The organism is Paenibacillus glycanilyticus (assembly GCF_030161375.1).
Classification (GTDB): Bacteria; Bacillota; Bacilli; order Paenibacillales; family Paenibacillaceae; genus Pristimantibacillus; species Pristimantibacillus glycanilyticus_B.
This window is the reverse complement of the sequence record NZ_BSSQ01000016.1, coordinates 123,469-141,479: the sequence shown is the minus strand read 5'-3', so window position 1 is coordinate 141,479 and position 18,011 is coordinate 123,469. Positions and strand designations below refer to the sequence as shown.

Here is an 18,011-nt window from a genome sequence, read left to right as displayed (position 1 = left end):
CTTAATCTAATTTTTCATACCTATTTACTAGGGATTATGGTTATAAAAAATGGGGCCTATGCCCGCGTCGTTTGTACCCTCGCCAATCTCCGGATGTCCAGTCGATGTTCCGGCGTACACTTTCACAAACCGAATAACCGCTCGGTTTGTTGTTGGATAAATTGTAGCAGTGGCGCCCATTAATTGTCAACGATTTCTTGCGAATCAAAAAAGCGAGCTTCGCGCTAGCCGCATAACCCGCATTTTAATGGTCTTTTTTTGCCGTAAACAAAGCAACAATCGAGCTCGCGCGCGCAGGAATAGGCACTTCGGCGCCAGGCATCTTCTGAAGCGTTAAGCCCTGAATCAAACTGACGAAATAATAAGCGAGCTCCAGCGGATCGCCGCTTACGATAAGCCCCTCCTGCTGCCCCTGCTTCATAACGGCCGCAACCGGTCCGAGGTTATTCGTAAAACGCTCCGTTACGGCCTTGCGTACTTCCTCGGAGGAAGCATCGGACAAGCGCGACGTATGTATAAGAATCGTATAGGCCCAGCTGTTCTCAAGCGCAAGCCAAGATTCGGCCAACATAAACAGCTTCTCCAAAGCCGTACATTCCTGCTCGGCAATTCGGGTGACATGGTCTCCGTATCCCGTCTGTCCCCTTCGCAGAATCTCGCTTATAATCTCGTTCTTGGACTTGAAATAGTGATACATATTGCCGATGCTCATGCCCGCTGCCGCGGCAATGTCGTTAATGCTGACCGAACCGATCCCTTTTACGGCAATCGTCTCCAAGGCAGAGTCTAGAATATGGTGGATTCTTTGCTCCCGTTGCAAGAGGTCCTTCTCTACGTTTCTAGGCGACATAACAATATAGCAGCCCCTTTCTTGACCTCCATTATAACAGAGGCTAATCCTTACCTGAAGGTGCCTATAGGAGTTGAAAGTGCGTACTTCACGGCTCCTCTCTTCTGATTCACAATGATAATCAAACGAAGAGGAGGAATGAGAGATGAACGCGATGGCATCAAAAACCGCTCTTGTTGTGGGAGCAAACGGGGTAATTGGACGGAATCTCATCGAATATATAAAGACGCTTCCCGAATGGAATATTATCGGATTATCTCGGCGGGGCGGAGAAGATAGCGGACGAACAAGGTATATTGCGGTTGATCTTCTGGATGAAGAGGATACTCGGGAGAAGCTTCGCAGCCTAACCGGCGTGACTCACATCTTTTACGCCGCTTACCAGGATCGGCCAACATGGGCGGAACTGGTTCCTCCTAACCTTGCCATGCTTGTGAACGTAGTGAACGCAATCGAACCGATCGCTGCGAACCTTCAACACATCAGCTTAATGCAAGGCTATAAGGTGTACGGAGCGCATCTGGGTCCGTTCAAGACGCCGGCGCGCGAGACGGATGCTTATCATATGCCGCCTGAATTTAATGTGGATCAGCAGCAATTTCTTGAGCGCCGGCAGCCCGGAAGCAGCTGGACCTGGTCGGCTCTGCGTCCTTCCGTCGTATGCGGCTTTGCACTAGGCAATCCGATGAACCTGGCGATGGTGATCGCCGTCTACGCCGCCATGTCCAAGGAGCTTGGTCTGCCGCTTCGTTTCCCGGGCAAGCCGGGAGCGTACAACAGCCTGCTCGAAATGACGGACGCAAGCCTGCTTGCCCGCGCCACCGTATGGGCGGCCACCGACGAGCGTTGCGCCAACCAGGCTTTTAACATTACGAACGGCGATCTCTTCCGGTGGAATGAGCTGTGGCCGAAGATCGCCGCCTATTTCGGGCTTGAGACCGCCCCTCCCCTGCAAATGTCGCTAGAAGTTGTCATGGCTGACAAAGAAGCGCTCTGGAACGCCATGATCGAGAAGTACGATTTGCAGACAATCAGCTACGAGGACGTGTCTTCTTGGCGATTCGGGGATTTCGTCTTTTCCTGGGATTACGATTTCTTCGCGGACGGCACGAAAGCCCGGCGGTTTGGCTTCCATGATTTTATCGATACGGAGCAGATGTTTATGGACATCTTCGACGACTTCCGGAGCCGCAAAATCATTCCGTAATCTCTTCTTCAGGTCCCGGAGGCTGGAACAATACCTTCCCTTTGTCGCCGTATTTTTTATCGATATACCCGTCACCCCAACGGCACATGGCATGCAAAATAGCCTTCAAGCTCCACCCGTATTCCGTTAACTCGTATTCAACCTTCGGGGGCACCTGATTATAAGAAATGCGGTTGATAATGCCATCCCTCACTAACTCAAACAGCTGCTGCGTCAGCACTTTCTGCGAGATGTCGGGGATTAGCCTCAGAAATTCGCCGTTGCGCTTCTTGCCAAACGTGAGATGAAATAAGATGACCGGCTTCCACTTGCCTCCCATCACTTCAAGAGTAGCTTCCACGGCGGTATTGAACACTTTTTCTTCATTTTGCATACAACAGATCGCCTCCCATGTATAACTTTACCATTTCAACTGCCTCAGGAGTACTGTCCGCTAGTTGATCTGACTATTTACGTTTATAGTCATTTTAGCCTTTGCTCTAGCCGCGTCAGGTTGATATGATCGAGGTACTGCAACAACAAGGATACATCGATCAATCCATGAAAGAGGCGAAGATGTGATGGAGATTACGACTGAACTGGTACGCGGACTTATTAGCAGCCAATTTCCGGAGTGGCAGAATCTTGAGATCAAGCCTGTAGAAAAAAGCGGCCACGATAACCGGACGTACCATCTCGGCAACGACATGACGGTACGGCTTCCGAGCCATAAACGTTATGCCTCGGCCGTGGAGAAGGAGACGACCTGGCTTCCTGTATTCAAGCCGTTATTGTCTTTACCTATCCCCGCCCCCGTTGCTCAAGGCAAACCTACGGAGGACTTCCCCCTTCCTTGGTCCGTGAACCGCTGGATTGAAGGCGATACCGTCACGTACGCCAACATCCGCAATCTGAACGAATTTGCCGAGGATCTGGCTGGATTTCTGAAGGAGCTGCAGGCGATCGATGCAACAAATGGCGTACCTGCAGGCGTCCAGAACTTCCATCGCGGAGGAAATCTGGCCGTGTACGATCAGGATACAAGATCCGTGATCGAGAAGCTGGACGGCTCCTATGATCGGATACTGCTAACGGAAATCTGGGAGCTCGCTCTTGCCACAAGATACGAAGCCGCTCCTCTGTGGCTTCACGGCGACGTTGCCGTTGGCAATCTACTTGCGCACAATGGCCGCTTGTCGGGCGTAATCGATTTCGGCACGATGGGCGTTGGCGACCCCTCTAGCGATTTGGTCATGGCTTGGAACTTTTTTGATGACGAGAGCCGCTCCGTGTTCCTTGAAAGCATGAAGGCGGATCAGTCTGCCATAGATCGCGCGCGCGGCTGGGCTTTGTGGAAAGCGCTCATCACTTATGCCTGGAACGAGCAAGGTTCGGAAGCTTCGAACTGGGGAAAACACGTGATCGAGGTCATTGTTCGCGACTATACAACCGCTGCGGAGTTATAATGGACTAGTCTAGTCATTTCGCAGGTGGAGGAGTTGTTAGAGAGAATGAATCTAGGATTGCACGGCAAAATAGCGATTATCACGGGCGGCAGCAAAGGGATTGGATTTGCGACAGCGATGCTGCTTGCTTCGGAAGGCGCCCAAGTCGCCCTCGTCGCCCGGCATGAAGGGCCGCTTAGGGACGCTGCGGCACGGATTAAGGAAAAGACAGGCACCGAGCCTTTGGTCATCGCGGCAGATGTATCGGTTGAAGCGGACGTGTACCGCGCGGTGGCGGCAACAGCCGAGCGTTTCGGCGGCATAGACATTCTCGTTAACAACGCGGGGACAAGCGCGGGGAAACCTTTTGAAGCGCTGGATTCCCCGGCATGGTCGGCGGATCTGGACCTGAAGCTGCTTGGCGCCGTTCATTTCGCCAAAGCCGCTCTTCCTTATTTGCGCCAGAAGGGCAACGGCGCGATCGTTAACGTCACAGCCGTTGGAGGAAAGACCCCTTCCGGCTCGTCGATGCCAAGCTCCGTCAGCCGTGCGGCGGGACTTGCCCTAACGAAAGCCATGAGCAAGGATCTAGCCGCAGACGGGATTCGCGTCAATGCCGTCTGCATCGGCTTAATCAGAAGCGATCAGATCGAACGGGCGTGGCAGGCATCCGCCCCCGACTTGTCTTGGGACGAATTCGCCGCCGATCCGCGTCACGACATCCCGCTTGGCAGAATTGGCCGCGCGGAAGAAGCCGCCAACGTCATCGGCTTTCTTGTATCGGAAGCCGCTTCGTATGTCACGGGTACAGCCGTTAATATTGACGGCGGCAAATCGGCTGTTCTGTAGCACAGGGCTAGTAAAAAGACCACCTAACGCCATGATACAAGGCGATAGGTGGTCTTTGTCTATGCATGAAACCTAAGGATTCGTTGACCATAGTCCGGCGTGCTTAAGCACGACGCGAGGATGAAGCTTGAGCTGGGCAACGATGAATTCCGCGAAATCTTCCGGCTGCATGACCTTGTCCGGATTGCCGTCGGTCAAATTCATCTCGATGGCAAGATCGGTAGCGATTGTACTTGGCGTTAAAGTCACTACTCGAATGTTTTTCTTGCGAACCTCGAGCATTAAGGACTCGCTAAGACCAATGACAGCTGCCTTGGAAGCGGTATACGCGCTTGTGAGCGGCGCCCCTCTCTGACCCGCAGTGGATGCAACGTTAATAATATCTCCGGTGTTCCGTTCCATCATCTCCGGCAGTACCGCCCGAGTCGTGTAATACACGCCCTTCACGTTAACGTCGATAATGTTGGTCCACTCTTCAGGCGTCAGCTCCATGAAACCGCCAAACTTGCCGATCCCCGCGTTATTGACCAGAATGTCGATTGCGCCCAGCTCGCCGCGAATGTGTTCAACCGCCGTTGTAATAGATTCCAGATTGGACACGTCTCCCGCCGCAATGGCTACTTTCACGTCATAGGCCTTCAGCTCTTCCGCCACTTGCTGCAGATTGGCTAATGTGCGCCCCACGAGACCAACATGGATGCCTTCCTGTGCAAACGCGATCGCAACAGCCCGTCCGATTCCGCGCCCCGCTCCCGTAATTAACGCTACTTTGTTTTGTATATTCTGCATCATTTCGCTCCTTATCCTAATGCTTTAATATTCCCCTTTAATGACAAAATACGAACCGCGAATCGTTCCGGCAAGCTTCGACTTCTGTCTGGCGAACTTGAATTTCTTCTCTTCCAATTCCTTCGGAATCTCCATTCCTTCGGAAAGCTTGAAGCCAACCGCCCGCTTCTTAGGATCATCCACCGTATACATGACGTTGAGAGCAAGGCCATCCTCGTAAAAAACGAACGCGAAACGAATGTTTTCTACTTGAAAACGCGAGGTTTCAAGCGGCTTGGCGGCAAACGCGATGCCGCGCTCCTCTTGTAAAACCCGGTTCACGTAATCAAGCGTCTCCTGGCTTTCGCTTGCGGGAACCACCTCGAACTCATGCTTGTACTTGGTCATGAAATACCGTGCTTCATTCGCCCGCAATCCGGCAAGCGCATCAACGACAGGAGAAGATTCCAACCCCGCCGTGGACACGTTCTTAAAATCAACGATATAAGACATTTGCATCCTCCTTAAAAGCATCTTAATTCGTAAGGCTTCACTTAAATCTATTATCTACCAATTAGTATACTTCTAAAAGGATTCGAATGGAAAATATAATAGAGAATGAAATAAATAACGGGAGCAACCGGCATTACGCCTGTTTCTTGCGGTTAGACAGCAAGATCGCCGGAATAAAAGAAATCGCCGCAAACCCGACCGACCACCAGAAAGCAACCTGATAAGCATCCGCCAGCGAAGCGAGGTTTTCTCCTTTTCCGCCTGCCAGTTGATGTCCGATCACCGTTGCCAAGACGGCCGAGCCAAATGCCCCTCCAATCGTTTGAAAAATTCGCGTGGATACGCTCGCATGCGGAATTTGCTCCTTGCGTAGCCCTTCATACGCCGAGACCATAAGCGGAATAAAAATGCCGTTCATGGCCGCCCCCCGCACTAACTGCGCGGCGCTCAGCAGAATATGGCTTGTGTCCGTTCCGGCAAAAGCGAAAGGAATTGATGCCGCCATCGTTACCGCAAGGCTGACCAGCACAATGCTCCGCGATCCAATCCGGTCTGCCATTTTCCCGATCCAACTTCTCGTCAGCAGCATCCCGATCCCTTGCGGAATCAAGAGCAGCCCGGTCGTCAGCACGCTTTCGCCTCGAACCTGCTCGTAATACAGCGGCAGCAGAAGGAGCGCCCCGTTCATGACCATGCCCGTGAAGAACAAAATAACGTTCGACGCCAGGAAATGCCGGGAACGGAACAGATGCAAATCGAGCATCGGAGTTTGCTTCGCACGCCAAGCGTACACGATATAAGCTCCCGCTAATAGGATGCCCGCCACCAGAGGAACCAATGTCCCTGCCGCGAACAATCCCCCTTCAGAGCTCAGCTCCGAGATCCCGTAGATAAGCGCTGCAAAAGCCGGAGACAGCAGCAGGAACCCGGTAATATCAAACTTCGGCTTGCTAGCCGCTGCTTCGCTCCTTGGAATATGCCGCCAGGACAGCCAAATCGCAACGGCCATAACCGGAATGTTCACGTAAAAGATCCAGCGCCAGCTCATGTTATCCATAATTAATCCGCCGATGACCGGACCAAGAATCGGACCAATCAATGTCGGGATGCTGATTAGCGCGATCAGCCTGCCCAGGCCCCGTCCTCCAGAAGATTGAACTAGGATGTTCTGAATCGTCGGGACAAGCAGCCCCGCCCCAACCCCTTGCAATAACCGGAAGCCAATCAAGCTGCCGGTATTCCACGCCAAGGAACATAAAAGCGAGGACACGAGGAAAACCACGAGCGAGAACAAGTATAAATTTTTCCCGCCGAACCTTTGTATCGCCCAACCAGAGACCGGAACGGCAAGCCCCATGGTTAACACATAACCCGTAATGACCCACTGCGTCGTCGACACCGAGCTGTGCAGATCGACCGCAAGCGTATTGATCGCCACATTGATCATCGTTGAATCCAATAAGGGCACGATTGCCCCAAGAACAAGAATAAGCGCGATTTTTAAAATACCGGGATCCATCTTTTCTTTGGCAGGTTTGACTGCCTCCGCTTGGCTTCTTGCCATAACTGTTCACCTCTTCGCTCATTTAAGGTACGGTACGTACCGTACCTTATTGCAATACAATATTATAATTCTAGCGAAAATGCAATATACTATTTACAAGAGTCTAATTGGACGTGCACACGAACACGATGCGGGAGAAGGAACAAGAGATGACGGAATCGCCGAAAGATCGCAATCAGGATAAAGAAGAACAACAGCCCGGCGGAGCGCGGAGACGCGGGGATGTTCTGGAGAGCGCTATTTTGTCCGCCGCCTGGGACGAACTGCAGGAGACCGGCTATTCCAAGATGACGATGGAAGCCGTGGCCATCCGGGCAAAGACCAATAAAACGGCCGTATACCGGAGATGGCCAAACAAGGCGAAGCTGGTTATCGCCACGATGATCAAATTTATGCCAAAGCCTTCCCTAGATGCTCCCGATACGGGTAGCCTGCGGGAAGACGTGCTAGCGTTGCTCGACCGCATTATTAAGCCGATGCAGATGATCGGAGCGGAGACCATTCACGGTTTGATGGTTGATATGCACGGCGACGAGATGCATGCCAAGATGGACTTATCATCGCGAGACAAAGATCCGCTTGCGATCGCCATGACGGACATTTTGCGCCATGCCGAGCAGAGAGGCGAAGTCGTCCTCGAGGAGTTGTCCGAACGAATCATTAGCCTTCCGATCGACTTGGTACGGTACGAGCTGCTTACGACACACACGCCTCTGACCGACGAAGCCATTCTCGAAATCGTGGATACGATTTATTTGCCGCTTATAAGAAAAGAACAAGGCTGAACCGTTTGCCGCGGTTCAGCCTTTGTTTTGCAATAAAGTCCCCATAAATGCGATTCAATCCTAGCTAATAGGGTACCTTATGAACATAAGCCTTGCGCGAATACAATTGGCTAGGAGGGTTCGTATGGACAATAAGAAGACCGAACAATTAAAGGAATATACGATAAAGAACGAGTCTAATCACGGCTTAACGACAAACCAGGGACTGAAAATGGCGGAGGACGAGTTTTCTTTGAAAGCGGGACTACGGGGCCCTACTCTTATGGAGGATTTCCACTTCCGCGAGAAAATGACTCACTTCGACCATGAGCGCATTCCCGAGAGAATCGTACATGCGCGGGGCGTAGGGGCTCATGGTTTTTTCCAACTGTACGAGTCTTTAGAGGAATTCACCAGGGCAGATTTCCTGACGGACCCGTCGAAGATTACGCCCGTATTCGTGCGGTTCTCCACGGTACAAGGATCAAGAGGTTCGAATGATACCGTTCGCGACGTGCGAGGTTTTGCGACGAAGTTCTATACGGATGAGGGCAACTATGACCTCGTGGGCAACAACATCCCCGTATTTTTTATTCAGGATGCGATCAAGTTCCCGGATTTCGTCCATGCCGTCAAGCCGGAACCAAATACGGATATTCCGCAAGGCGCGACCGCGCATGATACGTTCTGGGATTTTGTCGGACAAAATCCGGAGACCGCCCATATGGTCATGTGGGCGATGAGCGACCGGGCCATTCCGCGCAGCTTGCGCATGATGGAAGGCTTTGGCGTACATAGCTTCCGTCTGGTGAATGCGGCTGGACGAGCCCATTTCGTGAAATTCCATTGGAAGCCGGTCTTGGGCGTACACTCCATGGTCTGGGATGAAGCGCAGCAAATAGCGGGCAAGAACCCGGACTTTCATAGAGAGGATCTGTATGAGGCCATAGACAAAGGGCAGTACCCGGAGTGGGAGCTAGGTCTCCAGCTTATTCCCGAAGAAGAGGAGCACCGATTCGACTTCGACATCCTCGATCCAACCAAGTTATGGCCGGAAGAGGAAGTTCCCGTGAGACGGGTGGGGAAAATGACCTTGAACCAAAACGTCAGCAATTTCTTTGCCGAAACGGAGCAAATCGCCTTCCATCCCGGCCATGTCGTGCCCGGTATCGATTTCTCGAACGATCCCCTCCTGCAAGGGCGGTTATTCTCGTATACCGATACGCAGCTGTCGCGCCTTGGCGGACCTAACTTCCATCAGATTCCGATCAATCGGCCCGTGTGCCCGTTCCATAACAATCAACGGGACGGCATGCATCAAATGACGATTCATGAGGGGCAGACAAGCTATCACAAGAACGGCTTAAACGCCAACCAACCTGCGCCGGTTCCGGCTGAGCAAGGCGGTTATGCGCATTATCAAGAGCGGGTTGACGGCCGCAAGATCAGAGGACGCAGCGATAGCTTCCTTGACTTCTATTCGCAAGCAAAGCTGTTTTACAACAGTCTGGCTCCTTACGAACAAGAGCATGTAAGAATGGCGCTTCGCTTCGAGCTTGGTAAATGCAAATCGAGTATGGTCAAAACAAACGCCGTCGCCTTGTTGAACCAGATCGATCGAAGCTTGGCGCAAGAGGTAGCCGACCATATCGGAGCTCCTCTGCCGGCGGAGAACCTAGAAGTGAAATCGGACAAGAAATCGCCTGCGCTTAGCATGGCCAATACCGTCCTCTTGCCGGACACGAAAAAGGTCGCCATCGTACGCGTAGGCGATCCCGATGTGGAACTATTCGCCGAATGGACGACGGCTCTAACGGAGCAGAAAGTCAATTATACGATTGTTGGCCCTAAACTTCATGACCTGCCGAACCCGCTGAAGGTAACGGCTACTTATGAGACGACCGACCCTACTCTATTCGACGCCGTACTATTGGCAAGCAGCGAACCGGTTATTCCTCCAACCGCCTTGGCGTTTATCGAAACCACCTTCAAGCATTACAAACCGGTTGCGCTGGCGCTCGGCAATCCGCAAGCTCTAGACGCGGTAAGAATAAAAGCGGACGAAGCCGGCGTGTACGATTTGAACAATTCCAACATTCAAGCGTTTATTAACGGCGTCGCGCAAGGGCGATTCTGGGAACGGAATTTATAAACGCTGCGCTTATAACAATAGCGTTGCCGGGAGTAATCCCGACAACGCTATTGTTTGTTTTACTCCAAGTTACAACAAGAGGTTCGAGCGGTACAGATTAGCTACCGCTTCCGTCCTATTGCGGCTGGACGTCTTGGTCATTACGTTGTTAATGAAATATTTAACCGTTGCTTCCGCAATGTTCAAGAGAGGAGCAATCTCCTTGGTTGTAAACCCGTTTGCAATATATTGCATCACGCGCAATTCCTTCTCGCTCAACGTAAAGGCCGGCGGTCCCGGCGGGGAATGCTTCAAGTGGAGCAGCTGCTTCATCTGCTCGCCAAAGCCCTGGAGATACCGGTCCATCTCATCGTTGAATTCGAAATGGATGTTAATCGCGCACATAAAGGCAATAATAAGGTTGTTTACGACGATCGGCAGAACGATCATATTTTCCACAGGTTCATTAAGCGTATATTTCGAAGATAAACGAATCTGAAAGGATTCTCCGTCTAGGCAGACAACTTGCTTCCGTTGAAGAGCATCGTATAGAACGGGAATGGTACGAACATCATCATGCCAATGCGAGATCGCTTTGATCGCGCCTTGCTCGCAGGTGAATATACCGTCAATTCGCTGATCGAAGATCGAATACCGAAACAGATGGACAAGCTGGCACGGAAAATGATGGCGGAACGCCTTCAACAATTCCGATAATTTCTCGTTAACAGAGTCCATTGATTGAATATAAGCAAGCTCCTTATCCAAGCCTCCAGCCATGTACAATCCCCTCTCATATTCCTGGAAAAAACTATACTAAAGTATAGGGTAACAATCAATTTTATCCTTTTGATTAGGGCTTATTTATACTTTTCTCTAACTGTCTGGATACGGACAAACTCCTTATAATTGAGATAAATCAGTTGAAAGGGGTTGCAAAATAAGTGAAAATCACAGCTGCATTAACGAAAGAAATCGGTTCGCCGTTTGAGCTTGAAGAGATTGAATTAGCTGCACCCAAAGCGAGCGAGGTCCTTATCAAGATTGTTGCTTCGGGTGTATGTCATACAGATGCTACAGTCCGCGATACGGGTATGACGCCATTCCCCGCCGTTCTAGGCCATGAAGGTTCTGGTATTGTAGAGGCAGTCGGAGACAACGTTCATCATTTTGCAAAAGGCGACCATGTCGTGATGTCCTTCGCTTCCTGCGGAGAGTGTAAAAACTGCAAGGAAGGCCATCCCGCTTACTGCTATCAGTTCATGCCCCTTAATATGGGCGGCAAGATGGAGGATGGAACTTCCCCCCTTCACCATCATGGTGCCGAAATCTCGAACTTCTTCGGGCAATCTTCATTTGGCACATTTGCGATCGTCCATGAGCGCAACTTGGTGAAGGTCGACCAGGAGGTTGAGCTTGCTCTGCTCGGACCGTTAGGCTGCGGCATTCAAACGGGCGCAGGCTCTGTGCTTAACGTGCTGAAGCCGGCGTTTGGATCAAGCATTGCCGTGTTTGGCGCGGGAGGCGTTGGTTTAAGCGCGGTTATGGCCGCCAAAATCGCGGGCTGCGAGAAAATTATCGTAGTGGATGTGCACGAACAGCGTTTGAAGCTGGCGCGGGAGTTAGGCGCAACGCATGTCATTAACGGCAAAGAAGCAAATGCCCAAGAAGAATTGATGAAGATTACGGGCGTTGGCGTGAATTATGTCGTAGAGACGACCGGCGTTGGCCCTGTCGTACTCCAGGCCATTCGCTCGCTGGCTCAGATGGGCGAAATGGTAAGTTTGGCCGCGATGGCAAATATTGAGGTTCCGTTCATGGAGATTACGGGCTTCGGACGAAAAATCATGGGCGTTACGGAGGGCGATTCCGTTCCCCATACTTTTATTCCTAAGCTAATCTCTTATTATAAGAACGGACAATTCCCGTTCGATAAGCTGGTGAAATACTTCGAGTTCGATCAAATTAACGATGCGTTTGCCGCATCCAAATCCGGCGAAGTCATTAAACCGATCTTGAAAATGAACTAATTCACGCAAAAACCCGGATGGCGTTATGCCATCCGGGTTTCTTCATGCTTGAACGTCTCTTCAGTGTTTATCCCAGTCTCGTTGTCGCCACGACCGGATAATGGTCCGAAGGATATCCTCCGTCTATCCGGCAGCGGTCGACCTCCACCGACAGCACTTCGAATTCATCCGTGGCAAAGATATAATCGATTGGTTCTCCGGTATCCCCGCCTTTAAATTCATGGAACGTTGAACCCGGGGCACCATTGATCGGCAAGTAAGCATCCGTCAAATTCAAACCGCTTTCCTTCCCGTTAATCCCGATCTCGCCGCGCAAGAATTGGATCGGCCTTTCATCCGGATAAGAGTTGAAGTCCCCGGTGAGCAACGCCGGAAGTCCATCCACGGCGCGTTGCCTTGCTATACGTTCCTCGACAACCTGAATTCCGCGGTCTTTCGCTTCCTGGCTATGATGGTCCAAATGGGTATTGTAGAGATAGAAAGATTGACCGGATTCGCGGTGACGGAACCGCGTCCACGTACAGATTCTCGGAAACGAGCTCTCCCAGCTAACCGAAGCTTCCACATCCGGCGTTTCCGATAGCCAGAACTGTCCGCTTTCTTCCATGGCCAGTTCGTCGCGGTTAAAAAAGATCGCATTATGCTCATTCTCATGTTCGCCGAACCGGCCTTGTCCAACCCAATCATATTCATTCAGGCGGGGCTCCAAATCTTTGAGCATCGAGTGATAACCTTCTTGCGTGCCGATTAGCATAGGTTGATGTTTGTTGATGACGGCGGTCGCCCGCTCGATTCGCTCCGGCCAATAATTAGGTCCGTCATTGATTTCCGGATAACGAAGATTAAATGTCATGACCTTCACTTCCAACATGCCCGTATCCCTCGTCTCTATGGTTTACATGCCCCTGTAACGCTTCGCATTACCCGGTAATACATAGTAATACTCAGTAATACTTAGTGATGCTTGGTGATTCTAGGTAATACCCGGTAGCGCCTGAGTCTCATTCGGTATTACTCGGTCATACTTAGTCATACCAGGCAACGCCTTGTCCAACTAGCTCCACGCTTCGATATCCTCATCGTCAATTTCCTCTTGCGGAAGTTCCTCTTCTTGCTCATGGACCACATGGACGACAGCGCTTGCAACTTCAACCGGATGCCCGTCATCCGCCTCTATCGCGGCCGCAACTTGCTGATGGATCAGCGGTTCTTGTCTTAGAGCGCCAGCCCGCTCCATCGGAATAAACATTTGCAAATTTCGGACGCCATTCTGCATGATTTCGTTCTCCATAAGATAACGAAGGGAGTCCATCAGGTTCGTTTGCGCATTCAGCCATGCCATGACAAGCGGATCTTCGTTTTTCTTCGTCTTCAGGCTAATATTGTCGCCCGCCATCTTGGTCTTCTTCATTGCCATCGCCATCACCTGCTTGCTCCGTTAAATTACGCGGGCTGCTCCGCTTTGTTTTTGAGCGCCTCAAAGATTTTGCCGCGTACAAAAGCATCCAGTCCCGTCGCGTTCAGCTCCACGGCGAATTCGGCCGGAATATAGAACAGCTTGATTTCGCGCACGTCGCATAACTCTCTTAGATAAGGGTATAGAATCGTCTGCATGAGAATGCTGCCGCCGCCGTACACGCACACCAAATCAATCTCGTTGCGCGCTTTGGTCAGCTGCTTCTTCACATGTTGGACGATCTGCTTCACCTGGCTTTCCAGCGGCCGCCGAAGCGTCTTAAGCGCCCTCGCATGGTACTTGTGTTTCGGGTTCTTCAGCACGTCGCTGAAGAATTGTCTCGGACTGTCGGGCAGATGGATCAGGCGGTTGAACTCCTGCAGCGCCTCCTCAATCGCGTAACCCGCTCCATGATGGCTGCCATGCACGAATTGCCGCAAGAACCGGTTGCCTTCCGTGATCGGATATTCCGTCGATCCGTCACCAATATCGACATGAAGAATCCGTTTATCTTTGAAGAAGCTGCCGTTGAATTTTTTCTCCATCCCGTAAGAGGCGGCAAATTCGTTGAAAATCTCGCCTTCCCGCCAATTGCCCGCAGCATCTTTTTGCAATGTAAAAATAACGGGCGTCGCTTCCGGAACAACCTTCACGAAAGGAAACACGATGTTGACCGATACCCGCAGAATGCCAAGGTGGACCGTCACATGATGCCTTCCGGAAGTGAACCGCTTCTCGAACTTCGCGGAAGTCTCATCCGTATGCTGCGTAACCGGCAATGCTGTCGCCATATCCACTTCGATGTCGAGTTGTGCCGGAATCTGTTTTTCCTCTTCATAGGCTTTTTGTACCGCTACCGCGGCAATTTGCGCCAATGTGTTCACGACCGGCAAATCCATCTCGCTCTTGGAGTCGATCCCGATCTGAATATTATCAATGATCTCGCCGCTCTCGAGCGCAAACTTCCCTATATAATACATACCCGGCTGCGCGGACGGGGAGTCGATCGTCACAACCAGCTGGTCCTGCAAGTTCTTAATGAAGCCCTCCGGCGCTTGTTCCTCCCGCCATGGAAGCTCGTCCACTCTACAATTCACGTTGGGCTGCTGAACCAATCTACCGTCAATCATCAAATCATGCTCGCTATTGCCATTGTCATTACCTACAAAGAAGTGATAGTTCATTCCTGCATCCTCCTAACAATAGGTTTTGTGTGCCATGGTATTACTTTGACATACCAAGTGTTAGCGAGCATCATGCCATAGTCCTAAGATAGATTAGGTTTCTCTCATAGAAAATTGTCGAACAAACGAAGAAGAGTACCGACCATCGATCGGCACTCTTCTTGTCTATCCTTTCAATTCATTAGAACGTCTCTTCCGGCTTTACTTTGCGCTTGCGCCAAGCCAGTTCATAGATAACCGGCATAACGACCAGCGTAAGCAGCGTGGAGGTAAACAACCCGCCGATCACCGTAATCGCCAGCCCCCCGGAGATCAGGTTGGTTGTCGAACCCGATAACGCAAGCGGAAGGAGCGCCAGCATCGTGGCGAACGCCGTCATCAGAATCGGGCGCAGACGCGTCTTGGACGCCTCAACGATAGCTTCGCGCAGTTCCATGCCGGACTTGCGATTCTTCTCTACTCGATCGAGCAATACGATAGCGTTCGTTACGACGATGCCTACAAGCATCAGCATGCCGATCATGCTGCTCATCGTCAGCGCTTGCCCCGTAATCAGCAAGCCGCCAAGCGATCCGACCGGAATAAAGATGAGCGAGCACATGATGATAAGCGGCGTAATCAACCCGCTGAATGTCATGCTCATGACAAGGAATACGAGCCCTACGGCAACGGCCATCGCGATGCCAAGGCTGATGAAGCCATCGGTGATCATATCCATGCCACCGCCGGTTTTGACAACAACTCCTTCCGGCAGCGTCAAGCTATCCATATCCTTCTGTACCTGCTTGGTCACTGCAGACACGTCATCCGGATTTTTCGTTTTCCCGCTAACCTTTGCGTACATCTTGCCGTTATCATGGTTCACTTGGATCCATGCGTTCTGCTCCTCAATGTCGGCAAACGTTCCAAGCGGCATCATTCCCCTATCGGTCGGAATTTGTACGTTTGCAAGCTCGGCCTCCGAGGTGATCTGCTGCCCGTACGAAAGCATCACGGCTTGCGTCTTGTTGTCGATCGTGTACGTGCCAGCGTCAATCGGGCGCAGCTGCTCACCGGCAAGCTGCATAATGGCCATCGGACTGACACCCGCGTCGATGCCCTTCTGATTAAGCGTCAGCACCCACTTGGGCGTTGTCTCGTTCATATTGTTGGAGACGCTCTTTATATCCGTCTTTGCCTTCATCAAATCCTCGATCTGCTTGGCGGCTTGCGCCAGCTTTACGGGATCCTGCGCATATAGGCTTACATCAATCGTATCGCCGGACGGCGGGCCGTCCCCTTCAGCCGCCTTTACCTCCACGAGCGTGCCCGGTACATCGGCCGAAGCGATTTTTTGAAGCTCGGTGCTCATCCGGTCGATCAAAGGCAACATATCCGTTCCTTTGGCAAACTCCGTATTGATGGTCGCCCTCGTGGCATCGTTCGTCGCGGCAAACTCATTATCCCCTAAGCCAATCGTCACGTCATAACGCACGATGCCGGTCTGGCTTTTCAAATATGCCTCGACCTTGCCGGCCAGCTTGTCCGTCGATTCCAAACTGCTAGTAGGCGGCAGCGAAAGCGAGACGGATGCCTTCGGAACGGAACCGGCGGGTAGGAAACCGACGCCTAGTGCCGGGATCAAACATAACGATCCGATCAGAAGGGCAATCGATAACGCGATGACCGTTATTTTGCGCTTAAGAGCCCCCCGAACGACTTTCTCGAACGCATTCGCAAGCCGGCTTTCCTCTTTGTGCGGCTTCACTTGCTTGAAGAACTTGCTGCCAAGCACGGGAATTAGCATCATGGCAACGAGCAGGGAGGTTAGGATCGAGATGACGACCGCAAGCGAGAACGGACGGAAAAACTCTCCCAGAATGCCACTGACGAATGCAAGCGGCGCAAACACGACCACCATCGCTACCGTGGAAGAACCAACCGCGCTGATGACCTCTTTCGTCGCCTTATACGCTAGTTCTTTTCCTGACAGCTCCTCGCCTTTCTCTTGCTTCCACCTGTAAATATTCTCGATCACGACGATACTGTCGTCCACGATCCGTCCGATGGAAACGGCGATGCCGCCCAGCGTCATGATGTTAAGCGTATAGCCCATTTGATTCATGATGGCAATCGTGGCAAAAATCGAAATCGGTAGCGACACGATCGAAATGATCGTTGCCCGGACATTGCGTAAGAATAAGAAAATGATAAGCACGCAGAACAACGTGCCATATAGTCCTTCGCGGACGAGTCCGGACACCGACTCCTTGATTTCTTCGCCTTGATCTTGAATGATGTGGAATTCAATGCCTTGCGACTCATAGCTGGCCAATGTCTCTTTGACTAGGTCCGATACATCGGCCGTGTTGGCGTCTTGCGCGTTAACTACGCTCAGAATGAGGCTTGGATCGTCGTTAAAGCGAGCGATTTGATCCTGCTTCGTCTCCTCCGCAATCGTCGCGATTTCGGACAGCAGAACCGGCGTTCCATTGCCCCCGTCGCCCATCTGGGCAGGATTTATTCGCAAATGCTCCAACTGCTCCCGCGCCGTGACTTGACCGTTCAAGCGAATCGGAATCATCGTGTTATCCTTCATGACCGATCCAAGCGGAAGCGCGTAATTATTATCTTCCAACGCGGATTGGATCGCGCTTAGCGTAATACCGCGTTCTTGCGCTTTGTTCTTATCAACTACAATGCCAAGCGTTTCGGAGCTTGTCCCCGTCAGTTCAACAGAGCTGACGCCTGCCAGTTGCTTGATCTTGGGCACGATCTCGTCCTGCAGCTTCTGCTGCAAGGCAGCCGCTTCCTTGCCTTTGGCGAACACAGCGGCCTCGAAGCTGGCGCTCGCGTTAATGGACATGCGTTGAACGTTAACCTCCGCCTTCTCCGGCAATTGCAGCTTGTTCACGGCCGCTTCAACTTCGGCGCTACGCTTCTCCATGTCCGAACCAAACGGGAATTGAATAATAACGTTTGCGGCATCCTCCATGGATGTACTCGTGAGCGAGTCGTAGCCTTTAATGCTCTTTAGGCTGTCTTCCAGCGGAGACGTAATTTCGGTCTCGATCTCTTCCGTCGATGATCCCGGGTCAACAACTTGCACGAATACGGCCGGAAACTCAAGATCCGGGAACGTCTGCTGCTTGATTTGGGTCGAAGCGTACAAGCCATACCCCAGTACAAGCACGCATAAAATGACGACAGCAACGCCGTTTTTCAAACTAATTTTCGTTAATCCACTCACTTGCTTCTCTCCTCTCCCTATCTAAGGAGCATTATAGGGTCC

General features: G+C 51.6%; 16 protein-coding genes. 6 read left to right on the top strand and 10 right to left on the bottom strand.

The features are described 5' to 3' along the window. Positions 1-244: 244 nt before the first annotated feature. Entirely contained in the window at positions 245-850 is a 606-nt protein-coding gene (locus QQK89_RS20700) for a TetR/AcrR family transcriptional regulator (protein ID WP_284240569.1), read from the bottom strand. A gap of 145 nt (positions 851-995) precedes the next feature. Here QQK89_RS20700 and QQK89_RS20695 point away from each other — a divergent pair, with 145 nt between their 5' ends. Further along, a complete protein-coding gene (locus QQK89_RS20695) occupies positions 996-2,057 on the top strand; it encodes an SDR family oxidoreductase (RefSeq protein WP_284240568.1) in 1,062 nt (353 codons plus the stop codon). Here QQK89_RS20695 and QQK89_RS20690 read toward each other — a convergent pair. Beyond that, positions 2,047-2,430, bottom strand: a complete 384-nt coding sequence (locus QQK89_RS20690) for a winged helix-turn-helix transcriptional regulator (RefSeq protein ID WP_284240567.1) — start codon at positions 2,428-2,430, stop codon at positions 2,047-2,049. The two genes, QQK89_RS20695 and QQK89_RS20690, sit on opposite strands and share 11 nt — an antisense overlap. Positions 2,431-2,617: 187 nt before the next feature. On the opposite strand from QQK89_RS20690, the gene QQK89_RS20685 reads away from it, so the two are divergent. Both QQK89_RS20685 and QQK89_RS20680 read left to right on the top strand, forming a co-directional pair. After that, positions 2,618-3,502, top strand: a complete 885-nt coding sequence (locus QQK89_RS20685) for an aminoglycoside phosphotransferase family protein (protein WP_434481732.1) — start codon at positions 2,618-2,620, stop codon at positions 3,500-3,502. 45 nt (positions 3,503-3,547) lie between these two features. Further along, entirely contained in the window at positions 3,548-4,330 is a 783-nt protein-coding gene (locus tag QQK89_RS20680; protein ID WP_284240565.1) for an SDR family NAD(P)-dependent oxidoreductase, read from the top strand. A 72-nt stretch (positions 4,331-4,402) separates the two neighbouring features. Here QQK89_RS20680 and QQK89_RS20675 read toward each other — a convergent pair whose 3' ends face one another. The 3 genes from QQK89_RS20675 to QQK89_RS20665 form a co-directional block, all read right to left on the bottom strand. Further along, positions 4,403-5,119, bottom strand: coding sequence for a 3-ketoacyl-ACP reductase (locus QQK89_RS20675; RefSeq protein WP_284240832.1), 717 nt, complete (start codon positions 5,117-5,119; stop codon positions 4,403-4,405). Positions 5,120-5,143: 24 nt separating this feature from the next. Continuing rightward, complete coding sequence (locus QQK89_RS20670) at positions 5,144-5,611, bottom strand: phage tail protein (RefSeq protein ID WP_284240564.1); 468 nt, start codon at positions 5,609-5,611, stop codon at positions 5,144-5,146. 133 nt (positions 5,612-5,744) lie between these two features. Further along, positions 5,745-7,175: an MDR family MFS transporter gene (locus QQK89_RS20665; protein WP_284240563.1), complete on the bottom strand. Its 1,431-nt coding sequence runs from the start codon at positions 7,173-7,175 to the stop codon at positions 5,745-5,747. Positions 7,176-7,288: 113 nt separating this feature from the next. Between QQK89_RS20665 and QQK89_RS20660 the strand changes: the two genes are divergently transcribed. Together QQK89_RS20660 and QQK89_RS20655 are read left to right on the top strand one after the other, a co-directional pair. Next, positions 7,289-7,960: a TetR/AcrR family transcriptional regulator gene (locus QQK89_RS20660; RefSeq protein WP_284240562.1), complete on the top strand. Its 672-nt coding sequence runs from the start codon at positions 7,289-7,291 to the stop codon at positions 7,958-7,960. Positions 7,961-8,084: 124 nt separating this feature from the next. Beyond that, on the top strand, positions 8,085-10,091 hold the full coding sequence (locus QQK89_RS20655; protein ID WP_284240561.1) for a catalase: 2,007 nt from the start codon (positions 8,085-8,087) through the stop codon (positions 10,089-10,091). A 69-nt stretch (positions 10,092-10,160) separates the two neighbouring features. Here QQK89_RS20655 and QQK89_RS20650 read toward each other — a convergent pair whose 3' ends face one another. After that, entirely contained in the window at positions 10,161-10,850 is a 690-nt protein-coding gene (locus QQK89_RS20650) for a LuxR C-terminal-related transcriptional regulator (protein WP_284240560.1), read from the bottom strand. Positions 10,851-11,014: 164 nt separating this feature from the next. Here QQK89_RS20650 and QQK89_RS20645 point away from each other — a divergent pair, with 164 nt between their 5' ends. After that, positions 11,015-12,100 (top strand): NAD(P)-dependent alcohol dehydrogenase, encoded by a 1,086-nt coding sequence (locus QQK89_RS20645; protein ID WP_284240559.1) that lies wholly within the window; start codon positions 11,015-11,017, stop codon positions 12,098-12,100. 67 nt (positions 12,101-12,167) lie between these two features. On the opposite strand, the gene QQK89_RS20640 is transcribed toward QQK89_RS20645, so the two are convergent. The 4 genes from QQK89_RS20640 to QQK89_RS20625 form a co-directional block, all read right to left on the bottom strand. Then, positions 12,168-12,971, bottom strand: coding sequence for an endonuclease/exonuclease/phosphatase family protein (locus QQK89_RS20640; RefSeq protein WP_284240558.1), 804 nt, complete (start codon positions 12,969-12,971; stop codon positions 12,168-12,170). Between the two features lie 183 nt (positions 12,972-13,154). Then, on the bottom strand, positions 13,155-13,517 hold the full coding sequence (locus QQK89_RS20635; protein WP_284240557.1) for a hypothetical protein: 363 nt from the start codon (positions 13,515-13,517) through the stop codon (positions 13,155-13,157). Between the two features lie 26 nt (positions 13,518-13,543). Further along, a complete protein-coding gene (locus QQK89_RS20630; RefSeq protein WP_284240556.1) occupies positions 13,544-14,740 on the bottom strand; it encodes a ParM/StbA family protein in 1,197 nt (398 codons plus the stop codon). A 181-nt stretch (positions 14,741-14,921) separates the two neighbouring features. Next, a complete protein-coding gene (locus QQK89_RS20625; RefSeq protein WP_284240555.1) occupies positions 14,922-17,969 on the bottom strand; it encodes an efflux RND transporter permease subunit in 3,048 nt (1,015 codons plus the stop codon). Positions 17,970-18,011 lie beyond the last annotated feature (42 nt).